The 16,562-nt window shown below is 69.7% G+C and carries 19 protein-coding genes and 1 tRNA gene; 7 read left to right on the top strand and 13 right to left on the bottom strand.

The window, feature by feature from the left end; translation table 11 throughout:
• Window positions 1–42 precede the first annotated feature (42 nt).
• Genes tatA through ACTJKK_RS03470 form a run of 6 tightly spaced genes read right to left on the bottom strand, consistent with a single transcriptional unit; the run spans window position 43 to window position 4,935 of the window.
• Window positions 43–282, bottom strand: a complete 240-nt coding sequence (tatA, locus tag ACTJKK_RS03495; protein ID WP_440747023.1) for a twin-arginine translocase TatA/TatE family subunit — start codon at window positions 280–282, stop codon at window positions 43–45.
• 2 nt (window positions 283–284) lie between these two features.
• Window positions 285–1,304, bottom strand: a complete 1,020-nt coding sequence (locus ACTJKK_RS03490) for a helix-turn-helix transcriptional regulator (RefSeq protein WP_247622497.1) — start codon at window positions 1,302–1,304, stop codon at window positions 285–287.
• The gene (locus ACTJKK_RS03485) at window positions 1,301–2,293 is read right to left on the bottom strand and encodes a helix-turn-helix transcriptional regulator (RefSeq protein ID WP_440747022.1); all 993 of its coding nucleotides are present in this window, start codon (window positions 2,291–2,293) and stop codon (window positions 1,301–1,303) included. Before ACTJKK_RS03485 ends, ACTJKK_RS03490 begins: the two co-directional genes overlap by 4 nt.
• A complete protein-coding gene (locus ACTJKK_RS03480) occupies window positions 2,293–3,225 on the bottom strand; it encodes a hypothetical protein (protein WP_440747021.1) in 933 nt (310 codons plus the stop codon). Before ACTJKK_RS03480 ends, ACTJKK_RS03485 begins: the two co-directional genes overlap by 1 nt.
• A 10-nt stretch (window positions 3,226–3,235) precedes the next feature.
• Window positions 3,236–4,255, bottom strand: a complete 1,020-nt coding sequence (locus tag ACTJKK_RS03475; RefSeq protein ID WP_440747020.1) for a tRNA (adenine-N1)-methyltransferase — start codon at window positions 4,253–4,255, stop codon at window positions 3,236–3,238.
• Window positions 4,252–4,935, bottom strand: a complete 684-nt coding sequence (locus ACTJKK_RS03470) for an HAD family hydrolase (RefSeq protein ID WP_440747019.1) — start codon at window positions 4,933–4,935, stop codon at window positions 4,252–4,254. Before ACTJKK_RS03470 ends, ACTJKK_RS03475 begins: the two co-directional genes overlap by 4 nt.
• Window positions 4,936–5,026: 91 nt before the next feature.
• On the opposite strand from ACTJKK_RS03470, the gene ACTJKK_RS03465 reads away from it, so the two are divergent.
• Window positions 5,027–5,875: a PAC2 family protein gene (locus ACTJKK_RS03465; protein WP_247956148.1), complete on the top strand. Its 849-nt coding sequence runs from the start codon at window positions 5,027–5,029 to the stop codon at window positions 5,873–5,875.
• A gap of 12 nt (window positions 5,876–5,887) precedes the next feature.
• Here the strand turns inward: ACTJKK_RS03465 and ACTJKK_RS03460 are convergent, their stop codons facing one another.
• Both ACTJKK_RS03460 and ACTJKK_RS03455 read right to left on the bottom strand, forming a co-directional pair.
• The gene (locus ACTJKK_RS03460) at window positions 5,888–6,712 is read right to left on the bottom strand and encodes an undecaprenyl-diphosphate phosphatase (protein ID WP_336640379.1); all 825 of its coding nucleotides are present in this window, start codon (window positions 6,710–6,712) and stop codon (window positions 5,888–5,890) included.
• A gap of 45 nt (window positions 6,713–6,757) precedes the next feature.
• Entirely contained in the window at window positions 6,758–8,053 is a 1,296-nt protein-coding gene (locus tag ACTJKK_RS03455; RefSeq protein ID WP_440747018.1) for a M20/M25/M40 family metallo-hydrolase, read from the bottom strand.
• A 112-nt stretch (window positions 8,054–8,165) separates the two neighbouring features.
• Between ACTJKK_RS03455 and ACTJKK_RS03450 the strand changes: the two genes are divergently transcribed.
• Together ACTJKK_RS03450 and ACTJKK_RS03445 are read left to right on the top strand one after the other, a co-directional pair.
• A tRNA-Leu gene (locus tag ACTJKK_RS03450) sits at window positions 8,166–8,248 on the top strand.
• Between the two features lie 71 nt (window positions 8,249–8,319).
• Window positions 8,320–8,469, top strand: a complete 150-nt coding sequence (locus ACTJKK_RS03445; RefSeq protein ID WP_440747017.1) for a hypothetical protein — start codon at window positions 8,320–8,322, stop codon at window positions 8,467–8,469.
• Here the strand turns inward: ACTJKK_RS03445 and ACTJKK_RS03440 are convergent.
• Together ACTJKK_RS03440 and ACTJKK_RS03435 are read right to left on the bottom strand one after the other, a co-directional pair.
• Window positions 8,466–9,560 (bottom strand): VIT1/CCC1 transporter family protein, encoded by a 1,095-nt coding sequence (locus tag ACTJKK_RS03440; RefSeq protein ID WP_440747016.1) that lies wholly within the window; start codon window positions 9,558–9,560, stop codon window positions 8,466–8,468. The genes ACTJKK_RS03445 and ACTJKK_RS03440 overlap by 4 nt on opposite strands.
• A 104-nt stretch (window positions 9,561–9,664) precedes the next feature.
• The gene (locus tag ACTJKK_RS03435; protein ID WP_440747015.1) at window positions 9,665–11,407 is read right to left on the bottom strand and encodes a DEAD/DEAH box helicase; all 1,743 of its coding nucleotides are present in this window, start codon (window positions 11,405–11,407) and stop codon (window positions 9,665–9,667) included.
• Window positions 11,408–11,532: 125 nt separating this feature from the next.
• Here ACTJKK_RS03435 and ACTJKK_RS03430 point away from each other — a divergent pair, with 125 nt between their 5' ends.
• Complete coding sequence (locus tag ACTJKK_RS03430; RefSeq protein ID WP_440747014.1) at window positions 11,533–12,360, top strand: SGNH/GDSL hydrolase family protein; 828 nt, start codon at window positions 11,533–11,535, stop codon at window positions 12,358–12,360.
• Window positions 12,361–12,365: 5 nt separating this feature from the next.
• A complete protein-coding gene (locus tag ACTJKK_RS03425) occupies window positions 12,366–12,932 on the top strand; it encodes an AAA family ATPase (RefSeq protein ID WP_440747013.1) in 567 nt (188 codons plus the stop codon).
• On the opposite strand, the gene ACTJKK_RS03420 is transcribed toward ACTJKK_RS03425, so the two are convergent.
• Entirely contained in the window at window positions 12,929–13,738 is an 810-nt protein-coding gene (locus ACTJKK_RS03420) for a TrmH family RNA methyltransferase (protein ID WP_440747012.1), read from the bottom strand. The two genes, ACTJKK_RS03425 and ACTJKK_RS03420, sit on opposite strands and share 4 nt — an antisense overlap.
• Before the next feature lie 83 nt (window positions 13,739–13,821).
• On the opposite strand from ACTJKK_RS03420, the gene ACTJKK_RS03415 reads away from it, so the two are divergent.
• Together ACTJKK_RS03415 and ACTJKK_RS03410 are read left to right on the top strand one after the other, a co-directional pair.
• A complete protein-coding gene (locus ACTJKK_RS03415; RefSeq protein WP_440747011.1) occupies window positions 13,822–14,661 on the top strand; it encodes a Sir2 family NAD-dependent protein deacetylase in 840 nt (279 codons plus the stop codon).
• Complete coding sequence (locus tag ACTJKK_RS03410; protein WP_440747010.1) at window positions 14,658–15,245, top strand: histidine phosphatase family protein; 588 nt, start codon at window positions 14,658–14,660, stop codon at window positions 15,243–15,245. Before ACTJKK_RS03415 ends, ACTJKK_RS03410 begins: the two co-directional genes overlap by 4 nt.
• A gap of 25 nt (window positions 15,246–15,270) precedes the next feature.
• On the opposite strand, the gene ACTJKK_RS03405 is transcribed toward ACTJKK_RS03410, so the two are convergent.
• Both ACTJKK_RS03405 and ACTJKK_RS03400 read right to left on the bottom strand, forming a co-directional pair.
• Window positions 15,271–16,077 carry an HpcH/HpaI aldolase/citrate lyase family protein gene (locus ACTJKK_RS03405; RefSeq protein WP_440747009.1) on the bottom strand — a complete coding sequence of 269 codons (807 nt, stop codon included), beginning with the start codon at window positions 16,075–16,077 and terminating at the stop codon, window positions 15,271–15,273.
• Entirely contained in the window at window positions 16,074–16,559 is a 486-nt protein-coding gene (locus ACTJKK_RS03400; protein ID WP_440747008.1) for a MaoC family dehydratase, read from the bottom strand. Before ACTJKK_RS03400 ends, ACTJKK_RS03405 begins: the two co-directional genes overlap by 4 nt.
• Window positions 16,560–16,562 lie beyond the last annotated feature (3 nt).

Genomic DNA, 16,562 nt, shown 5'->3' with positions numbered 1-16,562 from the left:
CGGCTTCGCCTTCGCGGCCGGGTCCATCACTGCCACGAGCGGTCAGGCGCGCGGCGGAGTCTCAGGTTCTGAGCCCGAGTTCTTCACCGTGGTCGGGTCCACTGCCGCGTTCTCCGCGACCGCCGGACCGTCTTCTTCCTTCATCGCCTTCATCTCTCCCTTGAAGACGCGGGCCGACTGGCCGACGCTCTTCGCGAGGGCGGGCAGCTTTGCCGCGCCGAAAAGGAGGAGGATCACGGCGAGCACGATCAGGAGGTGCCACCCCTGCAGTCCAGCAAACATCTCTAGTTCCCGTCGTCGGTGGGCGATTCGGCCAGTCTACCCGGCTGTGCTGTGGATGGGCGGTGGTAGAGCGCGAGTCCCGCAGACGCCCATTCCCGGGTCGCCGCGCGCGCGATGCCCGGCTCGAGCACCTCGAGCGCTCCCCCGAAACGGGCCGCGATGCGCTTGATACCGCGCGGATCTGCGAGGTGCAGGTGCGCCGTGACCACGCCATCGAGGGTCTCGACCTCATCCGCGGAGAGAAGCCCGCCCAGGAGCGGAGCGAGTCGTTCGGGAACGCGCACGGTGACCTCGCGGTCGTCCGCCACCTCGGCGAATGCCTCGGGGACGTGCTCGCCCGCGTGCGTGATCGGGATGTCGGTCAGCTGCGGGCGGCTCACCCGGTCGAGGTGGAAGGTGCGCATCGCCTGACGCAGATGACACCATCCCTGCAGATACCACTGGCCGTTGGTGATCAGGATCTGCACCGGATCGACCGTGCGCGTGGTCGGCTGCGCGTCGGGCGCCTGATAGGTGAACGAGATCGCGCGCCCCTCCTGCACCCCACGGGACACCGCCTCGCGCACCTCGTCGACCGCGGTGGGCGCGATGACCACCTCGGCGGGAGCGTCGGCCGCTCCTCGGGAAAGCTTCGAGATGAGACCGGCGACGAGCCCCGAGTCCGAGACCGCGGGCACCGCAGCGACCATCTGCAGCCCGGCGAGCAGTGCTGCCGCTTCGCGCGCCGTGAACCGCGGCACACGGCGCAGCGCGACGTCGTTCGTGATCTCGATGACGTCTTCCTGGTCGAGCAGATCCCAGTTGATGTCGAACATCTCCTGCGGCTGCTGCCAGAACCCGGCTTCGCCGGGAAGGCCGATGACGGTCAGCTTCTCGACCATCGCCCGCATCTCGCGCGGGGTCACGCCGAACTCCGCTGATGCCTCGGCCAGGGAGACCTGTCCGTGTTCGAGAAGGTACGGCACGAGGGTCAGGTACAGACGCACCCGATCACCGGCGAGCAACGGCTTCTTCGCACTCATCGGCGGACCTCCCGCTCGGCGTGAGCCTCGGCGACCGCGCGGAGACGCGACACCACCGCGTCGCGGAGCTCATCGGGCTCGACCACACGCACCTCGGGGCCGTACGAGGCGAGCTCGTCGGCGAGGATGTGGACGTCGACGAAGGCGACGCGGATGCCCTGGACCGCCGGGACCGCCCTCCGCCCGAGCCGCAGAGACGCCTCGGTACCCGGAGTGATCTCGAGCAGAGCGGAGTTCTGGGACGCCACCTCCTCGAGTCCCGCGAGCGCGCGGTCACCCGCTCCGTCTCGCAGGACGGGGTCGAAGGTCGTCGCGGTCACCGTCACATCCCCGACGATGCGGCTGAGCAGGAACGTACGGTCGCCGGCGGCGTCGATGTCGATGCCGAACACGTGCCAGCGCGCCTCGTAGTCCACCAGCGCGAGCGGCTGGACCCGGCGACGACGAGGAGCATCCTCCCCCGGCTTCAGGTAGTCGAAAGCGACGACCCGGCTCTTCTCGATCGCCTCCTGGAGCGGACCGAACGCGGCATCCCGCGCCGTGATTCGCGGCGCGAACCCGATGATCGGCTCGTCACCGTCGATCCCGAGGGCGCGGATCTTCCGGACACCGGACTGCGCATCGCCCGATGCGGATTCCGCGCTCCACACGCTGCCCGCGAGACGCAGCACGGCGAGTTCGGCGGGCGTGAAGTCGATGTCGCTCGGCAGATCGTACTCCGCCTGCGGAATCCGGTAGCGCGCCTCACGCAGATCGTTCGGGTCTGCGGCGTCGCCGATCGTCTCGACGGGCACACCGAGCGAGCGGAGTTCGTCCTTGTCGCGCTCGAACATCTTCTCGAGGGCATCCGACCGCGTCCCGGCATCCGCGCGCTGGCGGTACCCGGAGACGTTGTCGAGGATCTGCTGCTTCGTGAGCCCGATCTCCGTCGCCATGAGAGCCACGACGAGATTCGTCAGGCGCTCCTCGGCGGGAATACGGGCGGCCATCACGGAGTCGGTACCGTGATGGCGCCCAGGATGTCGACGACGTAGACGACGGCGGGGGCCGAGTCGGAAGCCGGAGTCACGACGAGCACCTGGGAGCCGACGGGCTTGCCGACCAGCTCCTGGGCCACGGCCGGTGCCACCTGCTGCAGGTCGGTGGAGACCGCCTTGCCCCACGTCTGCGTCATCACGGTCTTGTCGTCCCAGCCGAGCGCGGTGTACTGGACGATCGGCACCTGATCGGCTTCGACGTCGTCGCCCTCACCGAGGATGAGCGTCTGCGTGACCAGAGAGGACGGTGCGTCAGAGTTGGGGATGATCACGCCGGGAGTGCCGTCCGGAGCACGGACGACGGTCGGCATGCCGCGAGCATCATTGAACTGCAGGGAGCCTTCGGCCTTCGGCAGGAGCACGTCGATGGTGTCGACGACGAACACCATCGTGTCGTCGGCATCGAGACCGAAGCTCTGCAGTGCCTCCGCTCCGGCATCATCCGCGGTCAGAGCGACCACCGTGCGAGACCCCTGGGTGACGCACTTCAGTGCGTCTGCGAGAGCCGGGAAACGCGCACCCTGGATGTCGAGGCTCGTCAGCGGCCCCTGAGCGGGATCGTACGGAGTGCCGGCGACCTCTTCGCCCGTCTCGCCACTGAAGAGGGTGAGCTCGTAGACGAAGGGCTGCTGACCGTTCTGAACAGCACGACCATCGCCGACGACGACGTCCGTCGTCGCCGACTTCTCGACGTGCAGCGGCGTGTAGATGCTCACATCCGGCTTGGCGCCGAGATCGCCCTCGACGGTCACCGCATCGGCGAGACCGCTCGAGCCGCCGGAGCGGTCGCACGCGGCGCCATCGAAGGTCGGAGCAGCCGTGCACCCCGTCAGAGCGAGGACGGCGAGGCTGAGAGTGGCCAGAACGGCGGACGTTTTACGCACGCCCTCCAGTCTATTCGGTCGGGTGCTCCGATTCGCGCGATGCCGTCGCGATGCGCGCGCCCTCGGCGGCGCGCGCAGCCTCGCGAGCGCGCTTGCGCAGGTTCTTGTCGGTGATCTCGCGATCGCCGACGGCACCGGGGGTCCACTGCTCCAGGTCGTCGTCGCCGTAGCTGGACTTCGAGGCGCGACGCTTCACGGAGGGTGCGACCGTGCCCGGAGCCAGACGACGCGCGGTCAGCAGGAAGCCGGTGTGCGCGACCATCCGGTGATCAGGACGCACCGCGAGGCCCTCGACATGCCAGCCGCGCACCATCGTCTCGGAGGCGTCCGGATCCGTGAACAGTCCGGTGTTGCGGATGTACTCCGCGACGCGCGAGAGCTGCGTGGCGGTCGCGATGTAGCAGAGCACCACTCCCCCGGGCGTGAGCGCGTCGGCGACGACGTCGATGCACTCCCACGGGGCCAGCATGTCGAGCACGACGCGATCGACGGATCCGGCGGGAAGCTCGGAGGGCAGCTGCTCGACGAGATCCCCGACGACGACGCTCCAGGTGTCCGGCTGCTCGCCGAAGAACGTCGCGACGTTGCCGCGGGCGACCTCGGCGAAGTCCTCTCGCCGCTCGAACGATACGAGCCTGCCCGCCGGCCCCACCGCACGAAGCAGCGACAGCGACAGGGCACCCGACCCCACTCCGGCCTCGACCACCGTCGCTCCGGGGAAGACATCGGCCTGCATGACGATCTGCGCGGCATCCTTCGGATAGACGATCGCCGCTCCACGGGGCATCGACATCGCGAAGTCCTTCAGCAGCGGGCGCAGCGCGAGATACTCGTGGCCCGAGCTGTTCGCGGCCACCGATCCGTCGGGCAGGCCGATGAGATCGCGGTGGCGCAGCACCCCATGGTGGGTGTGCAGCTCGCCGTCCGCCCGGAGGGTGACGGTGTGCAGTCGGCCCTTGGGACCCGTGAGCTGGACGCGGTCGCCCTCGCGGAACGGGCCGCTCGGACGGTGCGTGCCGGAGGCGGTCATCGGGTGGCTCCCGTCGTGGCGGAATGGCGGTCGAGGAGGTCGACCAGGTCGTGTGCGGTGCGGCCGTCGAGCGTCGGCCAAAGCTCGTGCGCACCGAGGTCGTCGAGCGGCACGATGTGCGGGACTCCGAGGGTCACGGCGCCGGAGGCGATCCCGGCACGGACACCGGTCGGCGAGTCCTCGATCACGATGGCTTCGGCGATGTCGATGTCGAGCAGGGCGGCGGCCTGCAGGTACGGCTCCGGATGCGGCTTCGGGTTGTCGACGTCGTCGCCGGCGACAACCAGATCGAAGGCCGGGAAATCGATGAGATCGACGACGCTCAGCGCCATCCGTCGCAGCGACATCGTCACGAGCGCGGTCGTGATCCCCGCCTGCTTCAGGTCGAGCAGGAGCTCGCGTGCGCCGGGGCGGAAGGGCACTCCCTCGGTGCGCAGAAGGTTCTGCACCTCATCGGTCAGATGGGCGACGATCGCCTCGGCCTCCATGCGCACGCCCGCGTTCTGCAGGATGATCGCGCTGTCGATCAGTCCGCTGCCGACCAGCTGCAGCGCGTCCTCGTGGGTCCAGGTCCCGCCGAAGGACTCGACGAGCCGGGTCTCGGCCGCCATCCAGTACGGCTCGGTATCGACGACTGTTCCATCCATGTCCCAGAGGACCGCGCGGGGCTGTGTGCTCACCGAGCCATGTTATCCGGCGCAGGACCCGTCTTCCTCCGAGCGCGACTAGCCTGGGGAGACGACACCGTCACTCGATCGAAAGGGGATCACGATGGATGTTCTCGGTTCGCGCATCGTGATCGTCGCCTTCGACGGCTGGAACGACGCGGGTGAAGCGGCCAGCGGTGCCCTCGCGGCCCTGCGCGCCACGAGCGAGTACGACCTCGTGCACACCGTCGACCCCGAGCTCTACTTCGACTACCAGTACACGCGTCCGTCGACCCAGCTCGACACGGAGGGTCGTCGGCGCCTGAAGTGGCCGGAAGCGACGCTGTGGCGTCCGCGCGACGCGGGCGACGGGCCCGAGTTCTGGCTGCTCACCGGAGTCGAACCGGCTCGCACCTGGCAGTCGTTCGCCGCCGAGTTCATCGACGTCGCGCTGCGCGACGACGTGAGCGGCTTCATCATGCTCGGCGCGATGCTCGCCGATGTGCCGCACTCCCGGCCGATCTCGATCTTCGCGGCCAGCCAGAACGAGCAGGCGCGCGAGGAGCTCGGACTCGAGAAGTCCCTCTACGAGGGCCCCGTCGGCATCCTGAGCGTCATCGAGCACTACGCCGAGTCGGCGGGCATCCCGACGGCGACCCTGTGGGCGAGCGTGCCGCACTACGTTGCGAACGCGACTCCGTCGCCGAAGGTCACCCTCGCCCTGCTCGATCGCCTCGAAGAGCTTACCGGGGTGTCGGTGCCGCGCGATGCACTGCGCACGGAAGCCGCCGCGTGGGAGGCATCCATCGACGCGGCCGCGGCGGACGACGAGGAGATGACCGAGTACATCCGCCAGCTCGAGCGCACCCGCGACACATGGGACTCGCCGGAGGCGTCGGGCGATGCGATCGCCCAGGAGTTCGAGAAGTACCTGCGTCGGCGCGGTGACGGTCCGGGCGACCACAAGCGCTGAGCGCGTCTGCGCTCAGGCGGCGATCGCTCCGGTGGCGAGCAGGACCAGGATCACCGTGCCCAGCAGGATGCGGTAGATCACGAACGGCAGGAAGCTGCGCTTCGAGATCCAGCTCATGAAGAACGCGATGACCCCGAGGGCGACGACGAAGGCGATACCGGTGGCCGCCAGCGTGTCGCCGAGCGAGAAGAACGCCGGTTCGTTCCAGCTCTTCGCCAGCTGGTAGAAGCCGCTGCCGAAGACGGCGGGGATCGCCAGGAGGAACGCGTAGCGGGCCGCCGCGGCGCGCTCGTAGCCGAGGAAGAGCCCCATCGTGATCGTGCCGCCCGAGCGCGAGACGCCCGGGACGAGGGCGAGGGCCTGGGCGAATCCGTAGGCGACACCGTGCGGGTAGGTGAGCTGGTTGAGCGTGCGCTTCTTCGCTCCGACATGATCAGCGATGCCGAGCAGGATGCCGAACACGATCAGCATGATCGCGACCACCCAGAGCGAGCGGAACACGCTCTCGATCTGATCCTGGAAGAACAGGCCCAGGATGACGATCGGGATGCTGCCGATGATGATCATCCAGCCCATCCGCGCGTCGGGATCGGTGCGCGGGGCTTTGCCGACGAGCGACCGGAACCACTGCGTGACGATGCGGACGATGTCGCGCCAGAAGAACACCACCACGGCCGCCTCGGTGCCGATCTGGGTGATCGCGGTGAACGCCGCACCCGGGTCCTCGCCCGAGGGCAGGAACGAACCGACGATGCGCAGGTGGGCGCTGGAGGAGATCGGCAGGAACTCGGTCAGCCCCTGGACGATACCGAGGATGAGCGCTTCGAAGAGATGCATGGAGGGCCTTCAGGGTCGACGGCGGCACGGAGCCGGCGGGAGCGCTCAGTACGTGCGCAGCAGATCGGCCAGCACCCGCTGACCGAAGACAAGCGAGTCTACGGGCACACGCTCGTCGACTCCGTGGAACATGCCTGTGAAATCGAGATCTGCGGGCAGCCGGAGCGGCGCGAACCCGTATCCGGTGATCCCGAGGGTCGACAGCGCCTTGTTGTCGGTTCCGGCCCCCAGCAGATACGGGATGACGGGCACACCGGGGTCGTGCCGACCGATGCTCGCGACCATGGCCTCGACGAGCTCGCCCTCGAACGGGGTCTCCATACCGATGTCACGGACCACGGTCTCGATCACGATGTCGTCGCCGACGATCTGCTGGAGCTCGGCCAGCACCTCGTCCTCCGTGCCGGGGATCACCCGCACGTCGATGAGCGCTTCGGCGCGCTCCGGGATGACGTTGTGCTTGTACCCGGCGGTGAGGCCGGTGGGATTCGTCGTCGTCCGGAACGACGATCGCAGGAACGCCTCGGCGGGACCGGCGGCCGATGCCAGGGCGTCCGGATCGTCGGCGCTCCGCCCGGTGAGTGCGCTCAGTCCCTTGAGGAGCGCGGTGGTGGTCGGCGTGAGCCGGATCGGCCAGCGCGTGCGACCGATCGCCGCGACGGCCTCGGCCAGCGCCGTGATCGCGTTGTCGTCGTGCAGACGACTGCCGTGGCCCGCCCGTCCCTTCGCGACCAGCCGGATCCAGATCAGCGCCTTCTCGCCCACCTGCAACAGGTAGGCCCGACGGTCGTCGACCGTGATCGAGTATCCGCCGACCTCGCTGATCGCGGTCGCCGCACCGGCGAACCATTCGGGGCGGTCGCGCACGACGAGCGCCGATCCCTCGACGCCACCGTTCTCCTCGTCGGCGAAGAACGCGAGGACGAGGTCGCGCGCCGGCATCTCGCCCGCGCGGAGGATGTCGGCGACGGCCGTGAGGATCATCGCGTTCATGTTCTTCATGTCGACGGCGCCGCGCCCCCACAGCATCCCGTCCTGCACGATCCCGGCGAAGGGATCGACCGTCCAGTCCTCCGCCATGGCGGGGACCACGTCGAGGTGCCCGTGCACGACGAGCGCCGGCAGCGAGCGGTCGCGACCCGGCACCCGTGCCATCACGTTCGTGCGACGCGGGACGGGCTCGTAGTACTCGACCTCGAGCCCGAGATCTGACAGGTACGCACCCACGTACTCCGCAGCCTCACGCTCCCCCTTCGCGTTGCCGCCTCCGAAGTTCGAGGTGTCGAAGCGGATCAGCTCGCTCGCGATGCGCGCGACCTCGGGCAGGGAGGGTTCGGTCATGCGAACCAGGCTATCGAAAGCGCGTGCCACGCCCGGGCGTCACGCCCGATTCGAGGCCGACACCAGAAGGTGGTAATGTCATTCTTCGGTCGGCAACGATCATCCAAAACCTGCGCGGGTGGCGGAATGGTAGACGCGCTACGTTGAGGTCGTAGTGCCCGTAAGGGCGTGGGGGTTCAAGTCCCCCTCCGCGCACAGATGGCCCCGGTGGATCCCCTGGATCCGCCGGGGCTTTTTGCTAGGCGCTCAAGGGCGGCGTCTACGACGTGGTCGTCGATGGATCCACGACCACCGTGACGGCCGGAGAGGGCGGCACGAGCGGGATGGGCGGCCAGCCCGGCGGCGGTCAGGGCGGTGGGATGCCCGGCGGCGACGCTCCGACCCGTGGCGCCCAGGGCGACGGCGACGCGTCCTAGACCGCGCCCACGCCGAACAGCAGACCGAGCAGATACGTGATCGCCGCGGCGCCGAACCCGATCGCCAGTTGGCGCAGGGCCCGGCGCAGCGGCGGTCCTCCCGAGAGGATGCCGACCATGGCACCCGTGCTCAGCAGCGCGATGCCCACCAGCACGAGCGCGACGATGACGGCGGCGGCACCCTGCAGACCGAAGATCCACGGGAGCACGGGAATGATCGCTCCGGAGGCGAACAACAGGAAGCTCGAGATCGCAGCCGTCCAGTCGCTGCCGACGACCTCGCTCACGTCGCCGTGGGTGCGAATGGGCCCGGTCGCCGTGCGCCGCACCCCCGCCTGGGCCGCCGTCACGATGCGGCGCGCCTTCGCGAGGGCCTCCTCGGGGTCCGCGCCGCGGGCGCGGTACACCAGGGCGAGTTCGTTCTCGTCGATGTCGAGATCATGAGCGGATGCCGCGGCATCCTCGTTCGCCTCGGTCGCCGCGAGGAGCTCGCGCTGGGACCGCACGGAGACGAACTCGCCCGCCCCCATCGACAGCGCGCCCGCGAGGAGACCGGCGATCCCGCTGAAGAGCACGAACCCGGAGCCGACTCCGGTCGCCCCGATGCCCAGCACCAGCGCGAGGTTGCTGACGAGCCCGTCGTTGGCGCCGAACACCGCGGCTCGGAACGACCCCGACAGACGGCGGCGACCACGGGCGGCGAGACCACGCACCACCTCGGAGTGCACCTTCTCGTCGGCACGCATGGCCGGAGTCGCATACTGCTCGGCGTCATAGGGCGACCGCGCCTCGGCGCTCTGCGCGAGTGCGAGCACGAAGATCGAGCCGAAGCGCCCGGCCATCCATCCCAGCAGCCGCGAGCGGACTCCGGCGCGGGGCAAGCGAGCCGGTTCCCCGCCGAGGAGGTCGAGCCAGTGCTGCTCGTGGCGCCGCTCGGCATCGGCGAGGCGCAACAGGATGTCGCGCTCCTCCCCCGTCCGGCGCGCCGCGAGACGCTGATACACCGTTCCCTCGGCGCGCTCCTCCACGAGGTAGCGCGCCCAGCGGCGACGGTCGGCGGCCGTGGGTTCGGCGGCGAGCGGAGTGGTCATGTCTGACTCCTCGGGTGCGTGGACAACCGTTCCACGCTATCCGCGGGAAGGCGTGCGAACGCCGCCGACGCCGGGATTGCCAGCATTTCGGGGATCCGAAGCGCTCAAGAACGAACGCGCTTGCGGAGGACCTCGATCCGGGACTGCAACTGGGTGACGGTGGCCTGCGCGACCGCCGGCCCCCCGCAGATGCGGCGCAGCTCGGCGTGCACCGCGCCGTGCGGTTCGCCCTTCTGCCGCGCGTAGAGACCGACCAGGCTGTTGAGGAGCTGACGCTGCTCCTTGAGGGTTCGGTGCAGAGGCGGCGGAAGCGTCGTCGTCTCGGTCGGGCCGGCCGAAGCTTCACGAGCCTCGCGCAGCCGCGATTGCCGGGACTGCCGCTGCATGAGCAGCTCGTGCACGTGCTCGGGCTCGAGGAGGCCGGGGAACCCGATGAACTCCTCTTCTTCGGGGGTGCCGGGCTCGGCCAACTGCCCGAACTCCTGGCCCTCGAACACGACCCGGTCGAAGTGCGCGACGGACGACAGCGCCTGATAGCTGAACTCCTGAGTGAGCGCGTCGGAGGTCTCCTCCTCGCGATTGGCGCTCTCGAGCAGGGAGTCCTCGAGGCCGTCGTCGTCCTTCGACTGCCGGTCGAGCGCGTGGTCGCGCTGCTTGTCCATCTCGTTCGCGAGGCCCATGAGCACGGGCACCTGCGGGAGGAAGACGCTGGCGGCCTCGCCCCGACGACGCGCGCGCACGAATCGACCGATCGCCTGCGCGAAGAACAGCGGCGTCGACGACGAGGTCGCATACACGCCGACCGCGAGGCGCGGCACGTCGACGCCCTCCGACACCATCCGGACGGCCACCATCCAGCGCTGCTCGCCCGCGCTGAACTTCTCGATGCGCTCCGAGGCGGTGGCGTCGTCGGAGAGCACGACCGTCGCCTGCTGGCCGGTGATGCTGTGCAGGATCTTGGCGTAGGCACGGGCGACCGTCTGATCGGTCGCGAGCACCAGACCACCCGCGTCGGGCACGTGGTGACGGATCTCGGTGAGGCGGCGGTCGGCGGCGGAGAGCACCGCCGGCATCCACTCCCCCTCGGGATCGAGCGCCGTGCGCCAGGCCTGCGAGGTGACGTCCTTGGTGTTGTCCTGCCCGAGATGCGTCTCGAGCTCGTCGCCCGACGTCGTGCGCCAGCGCATCTTGCCCGCGTACATGTGGAAGAGCACGGGACGCACGACACCGTCGGCGAGGGCGCGGCCGTAGCCGTAGTTGTAGTCGGTGCGAGAGATGCGCGCGCCGGATTCGTCGGGGTGGTACTCCACGAACGGGATCGGTGCGGTGTCGCTGCGGAACGGCGTGCCGGAGAGCAGGAGCCGCCGCTTCGCGGGGCCGTAGGCGTCGCGGATCGCATCACCCCAGCTGAGCGCGTCGCCGCCGTGGTGCACCTCGTCGAGGATCACCAGCGTCTTGGCGTCTTCGGTCAGGTGCCGGTGCACGGACGACTTCGCCGCGACCTGCGCGTAGGTCACGACCGCTCCGTGATAGTGCCGTGCCGGCGCCCAGTCGCTGTTGCGGAAACGCGGATCGAGGCGGATGTGCACCCGTGCCGCGGCATCGGCCCACTGCGTCTTGAGGTGCTCGGTGGGGGCGACGACGATGATGCGATTGACCTCGCCCGTGCGCATGAGTTCGACCGCGAGGGTGAGGGCGAAGGTGGTCTTTCCGGCGCCCGGCGTCGCGGCCACGAGGAAGTCCCTCTGGCCGGCGGCGAAGTACTGTTCGAGCGCCTCCTGCTGCCAGGCGCGCAGCTTGTTCGCGGTTCCCCAGGGGGCGCGCTGTGGGAAGGACGGAGAGAGCATCGGCTCCACGATAATCGCTCCGTCGGACATCGGCGCGCGCCCCTCCCCGACGCGCCCGGCGGAGTAGGCTCGGTCACTGCGCAGCCGCGATCGTCGAGCCGCGCGCGTTCGCGAAGGAGAGCTGGATGACAGACCAGGATTCGACCCGGACCCCCTACGTCCCCAACGAGTCGGTGCACCCGTGGCGTCGTTTCGTGGCCATCGGGGATTCCTTCACCGAGGGCATCGGCGACCCCGATCCCACGAACCCCGGGGGCCATCGCGGCTGGGCCGACCGTGTCGCCGAGGTGCTCGCCGCGCAGGTCGACGACTTCGCCTACGCGAACCTCGCGGTCCGCGGCAAGCTCATCTCCCAGATCGTGCACGACCAGATCGAGCCGGCCGTCGCGCTGCACCCCGATCTGGTGTCGATCTGCGCGGGCGGCAACGACGTCATCCGCCCCGGAACCGATCCCGATGCGATCGCGGCACAGCTGGAGGATGCCGTCACCCGGCTCGCCTCCACCGGCGCGGCCGTGCTCCTCTTCACCGGCGTCGACACCGCATTCACACCGGTGTTCCGCGGGTTCCGAGGCAAGGTCGCGATCTACAACGAGAACGTCCGCGCGATCGCCGAGCGGCACGACTGCATCGTGGCCGATCAGTGGGCTCTGAAGGTCGTGCAGGACATGCGGTTCTTCGACGACGACCGCCTGCACTACAACTCCCTCGGTCACCACGAGGTCGCGCGCATGGTGCTGCGCGCGCTGAACGTGCCGAACGATCTCGAGTCGCTGCAGCCGGAGCCGCTGCCGATCCGCACGTGGCGCGAGGCCCGGGCCGAAGACCTCGGCTGGGCGCGCGAACACCTGGTGCCCTGGGTCCTGCGCCGGTTGCGCCACCAGTCCTCCGGAGACCACATCGCGGCGAAGCGCCCGGAGCCGTCGCCGATCATCTTCCCCGATAGCCACTGATCCCCGTGCGCATCGTCGTCTCCGGCACGCATGCGAGCGGCAAGAGCACTCTGATCGCGGACTTCCTCGGCCTCCATCCGGGCATCAGTCATCTCCCCGACCCGTTCGAGGTGCTCGGTGAGGGGCAGGACGATCCCGGGCCGGCGACATTCCTCGCCCAGTTGGCGATCAGCGCCCGACGGCTCGTCTCGCTCGACCCGCACGAACGCCTGATCGCCGAACGCGGTCCGCTCGATTTCCTCGCCTATCTTCGGGCGTGGGAGGACCTGGGCCGGGGAAGCGTGCCGGCGGAGGTTCTCGAGCGCGCCGAGGCAATGATCTCCGACGCGATGCAGAACGTCGACCTGGTGGCACTCCTGCCGTTGAACCCGCACGACCGCATCTGGGTGCACGACGAGGAGGATCCGGCGCTGCGCTCCGCGATGGACGCCGCCCTCCTCGAGATCTACGACGATCGCGACCTGCGCGGAGATCGCGCGAGGGTCATCGAGCTCACCGGGGATCGGGAGGCTCGGCTCACCGCGCTCGCGGCTGCGGTGGGCGCCCTCGACAGCGCCTCGGGCCTCGGCTAACGGGTGGCGTAGAAAGCGACCGCGGATGCGGCGGCCACGTTGAGGGAATCCACGCCCCCCATCATCGGGATCGTCACCCGGCGGTCGAGGATCGCGTCGGTGGCGGGCGTGATGCCATGGCCCTCGGTGCCGAACACCAGCGCGAGCCTGTCATGATCCTCGGCGACGAGGTCGTCGAGAGTGATCGCTCCCTCGCCCAGCGTCATGCCCGCGACGACGTAGCCGGCGTCCTGCAGCTCATGGATGCCCGCGGGCCACTCCGAGATCCGCGTCCAGGGCACCTGGAACACGGTGCCCATCGAGACGCGCACCGCGCGGCGGTACAGCGGGTCCGAGCAGTCCGGCGAGATGAGGATCGCGTCGACGCCGAGCGCCGCGGCCGACCGGAACAGCGCCCCGATGTTCGTGTGGTCGGCGAGCCCCTCGAGGATCGCGATGCGCGACCGAGCGCTCTTCCGCCCGCCCAGGGTCTCGGCGACCGACGGCAGGGGCGGACGGTGCATCGACGCGATCGCCCCGCGATGCACAGCGAACCCGGTGACCGCCTCGGCGACGTCGTCGGGCACCACGTACACGGGCACGTCGAACCCGGCGACGATGCTGCGGATGCCGTCGAGCCGCCGCTCCTGCACCAGCACCGACCTCGGCGAATGCCCCGCACGGATCGCGCGCTCGATCACCTTCGACGACTCGGCGATGTACAGCCCGCCGGCCGGTTCCCGGATGCTCCGCAGGGCCGTGTCGGTGAGCGACCGGTACTCGTCGAGTCGCGGGTCCGTCGACGAGTCGATGTGCAGGATGTCCATAGACTCCCACCTTCCCATGCGCGGGCCGTGCCTCGAGGGAGCCGGGCATCGGCCGGCCCCGTAGAATCACACGGGGAGGATTAGTGACCACGATCGCAGACGACGAGCTCCGGCTCCGCATCGAGAAGGCGGCCGACCTCCTGCGAGGTCGGCGCATCGCCCTCCTCACGGGCGCGGGTGTCTCGACGGACTCGGGGATCCCCGCCTATCGCGGCGAGGGCGCCACGCCACGGAGCAACCCGATGACGATCCAGACCTACCTCGGCGACGAGGCCGCGCGGCGTCGGTACTGGGTCGGCGGTCATCTCGGGTGGCGCGCGTTCGCCCGCGCCGACCCGAACCCCGGGCACCGTGCGCTCGCGGAGATGGAGTCCGCCGGCGTCGTCAGCGGTGTGATCACGCAGAACGTCGACGGTCTGCACCTGCGAGCCGGGAGCTCGCACGTGATCGAGGTGCACGGCACGATGCGCCGCGTGCTGTGCCTGCACTGCGGGCAGGTCTTCGACCGCCGCGACGTCGCCGGGCAGATCGAAGAACTCAACCCCTGGATCACGGTGCCGGAGAACGTGCCGCTCGCGCCGGACGGCGATGTTCTCCCCGAGAGCGTCGAAGGTTTCGTGATCCCCCGATGCACCGTCTGCGACGGCATGCTCAAGCCCGACGTCGTGTTCTTCGGCGAGTACGTTCCGCAGGACCGCTTCCGCGCCGCGGAGTCCCTGCTGCGGTCGAGCACGGCGATGATCGTCGCCGGCTCCTCGCTCGTCGTGAACTCCGGCGTGCGGCTCGTCGAGCGCGCGCGCCGCCGCAGCATCCCCCTGATCATCGTCAACCGCGAGCCGACCCGCGCGGATGCCTGGGCCGATGTCACCATCGCCGCCGGCACCAGTGACGTGCTCCCCGCCCTGCAGGAGCTTCTCTCGTGACTCTGCTCACCCTCGTCCGCCACGGCCAGACCGACTGGAACCTGGCCCGCCGTATCCAGGGATCGACCGACATCCCGCTGAACGACACCGGCCGGGCCGATGCCCGATGGGCGGCGGGACAGCTCGCGGGCGGCGTGCACCACACCATCTACGCCAGCCCGCTGAAGCGAGCCCGTGAGACGGCGGAGATCATCGCGGCGGAACTCGGACTCGACACTCCCGCACTCGATGCGGATCTGCGCGAGCGCGAGTTCGGCGAGGGCGAGGGCATGCTCGTCGCCGACTACCTCGAGACCTACGGCGACTGGGACGCCGAAGTTCCCGGCGCCGAGACGCTCCAGGGCGTGGCTGATCGAGCGCTCAGGGCGCTCGATCGGATCGCCCTCGATGCGCGTCGCCGTTCGGCTCCCCTTGCGGAGTCCGTCATCGTGGTCGCGCACGGTGGCGTGATCCGCTCGCTGATCGACCACGTCTCGGGAGGCACGCTCCCCCGCGTCGGCGACATCATCCGCAACGGCTCCGCAACGCGGTTCGAGGCGTCACCGGGTTCGCTGCGCCTGCTCGAAGAGACCGTTCTGCTCTGAGAGGCGTGGGCGGGCGCGTGCCCGCTCAGTTCGCCCGCGCGACGATCGACCGGGCGTGCCGCAACACCGGTTCGTCGACCATCCGGCCCTCGAACCGGAAGACGCCCCGCTCCTCCTCGGCCACCGCGAGCACTCCGCGCGCCCACTCGACGCTCGCCGGATCGGGACGGTAGGCCGCGCGGATCACCGGCACCTGCGAGGGGTGGATGCACGCCGTCGCGCGGAACCCGGAGGCGACGGCATCCGAGGCCTCCTCCTCCAGGCCGTCGACGTCGTCGATGTCGACGTGCACGGCGTCGATCGCCCCCTTGCCGTGCGCGCCGGCGGAGAGCAGGACCCGCGTACGCGCGTACCGGGCGACGTCGCGGTACGTGCCGTCCGGACGACGGCTCGATGTGCCGCCGAGCGAGGCGACCAGATCCTCCGCACCCCACATGAGGGCGACGACCCGCTCGTGCTCCGCGATGCTCTCGGCCGCCTGCACCCCTCGGGCGGTCTCGCAGAGAGCGATCACGGCGTAGTCCGTGTCGAAGACGTCGAGAGTCGAGGGCTCCTCCGTCTTCGCGACCATGACCGTCCGGAACGGCGAGGCAGCCACGGCGGCCAGATCGGCGGCGAACTCCGCACTGCCCGGCGCGTTGACGCGCACGATGACGCGCGCCGGATCGAGGGCGGCCGCCCGCACGTTCTCGCGCGCGGACGCTTTCGCCGCCGGGAGCACGGCGTCCTCGAGGTCGAGGATGACGGCATCCGCCCGTTCCGCCGCCTTCGCGAATCTCTCCGGACGGTCCGCCGGGCAGAACAGGAGTGCGGGTCCCAGGTCGAAGGTCACGAGGTCCCCTCGGGCCGGCGGCGCACGAGCACCGAGCGGGTGGCGGTCGCGACGACCGTGCCGTCCTGGTTGCGGCCGGTGTGGGCGATCTCCACGATCCCCTGCGTCGGACGCGACGACGAGGGCCGCATGCCGGTCACGACGCTCTCGGTGTACAGGGTGTCGCCCGCGAAGAGCGGATGCGGGAAGCGGATGTCACCGAGTCCGAGCTGTGCGACGAGCGTGCCCTGCGTCAGCTGGGCGACCGATGCGCCGACCATCGTCGAGAGCGTCCACATCGAGTTCATGAGGCGGTCGTGGAAGGGCTCCTGCGCCTCGGCGAACGCCGCATCGAGGTGCAGGGCCTGCGTGTTCATCGTGAGGGTCGTGAACAGCACGTTGTCGGCCTCGGTGGCCGTGCGACCCGGGCGGTGCAGATAGCGGGTCTCGAGTTCGAACTCCTCGAAGTAGAGGCCCCTCTGGACGATCTCCTGCGCGCTCATGCC

The sequence above is a fragment of the Microbacterium sp. 22179 genome (assembly GCF_052045715.1).
Lineage (GTDB): Bacteria > Actinomycetota > Actinomycetes > Actinomycetales > Microbacteriaceae > Microbacterium > Microbacterium galbinum.
This window is presented reverse-complemented; position numbering and strand designations above follow the sequence as displayed.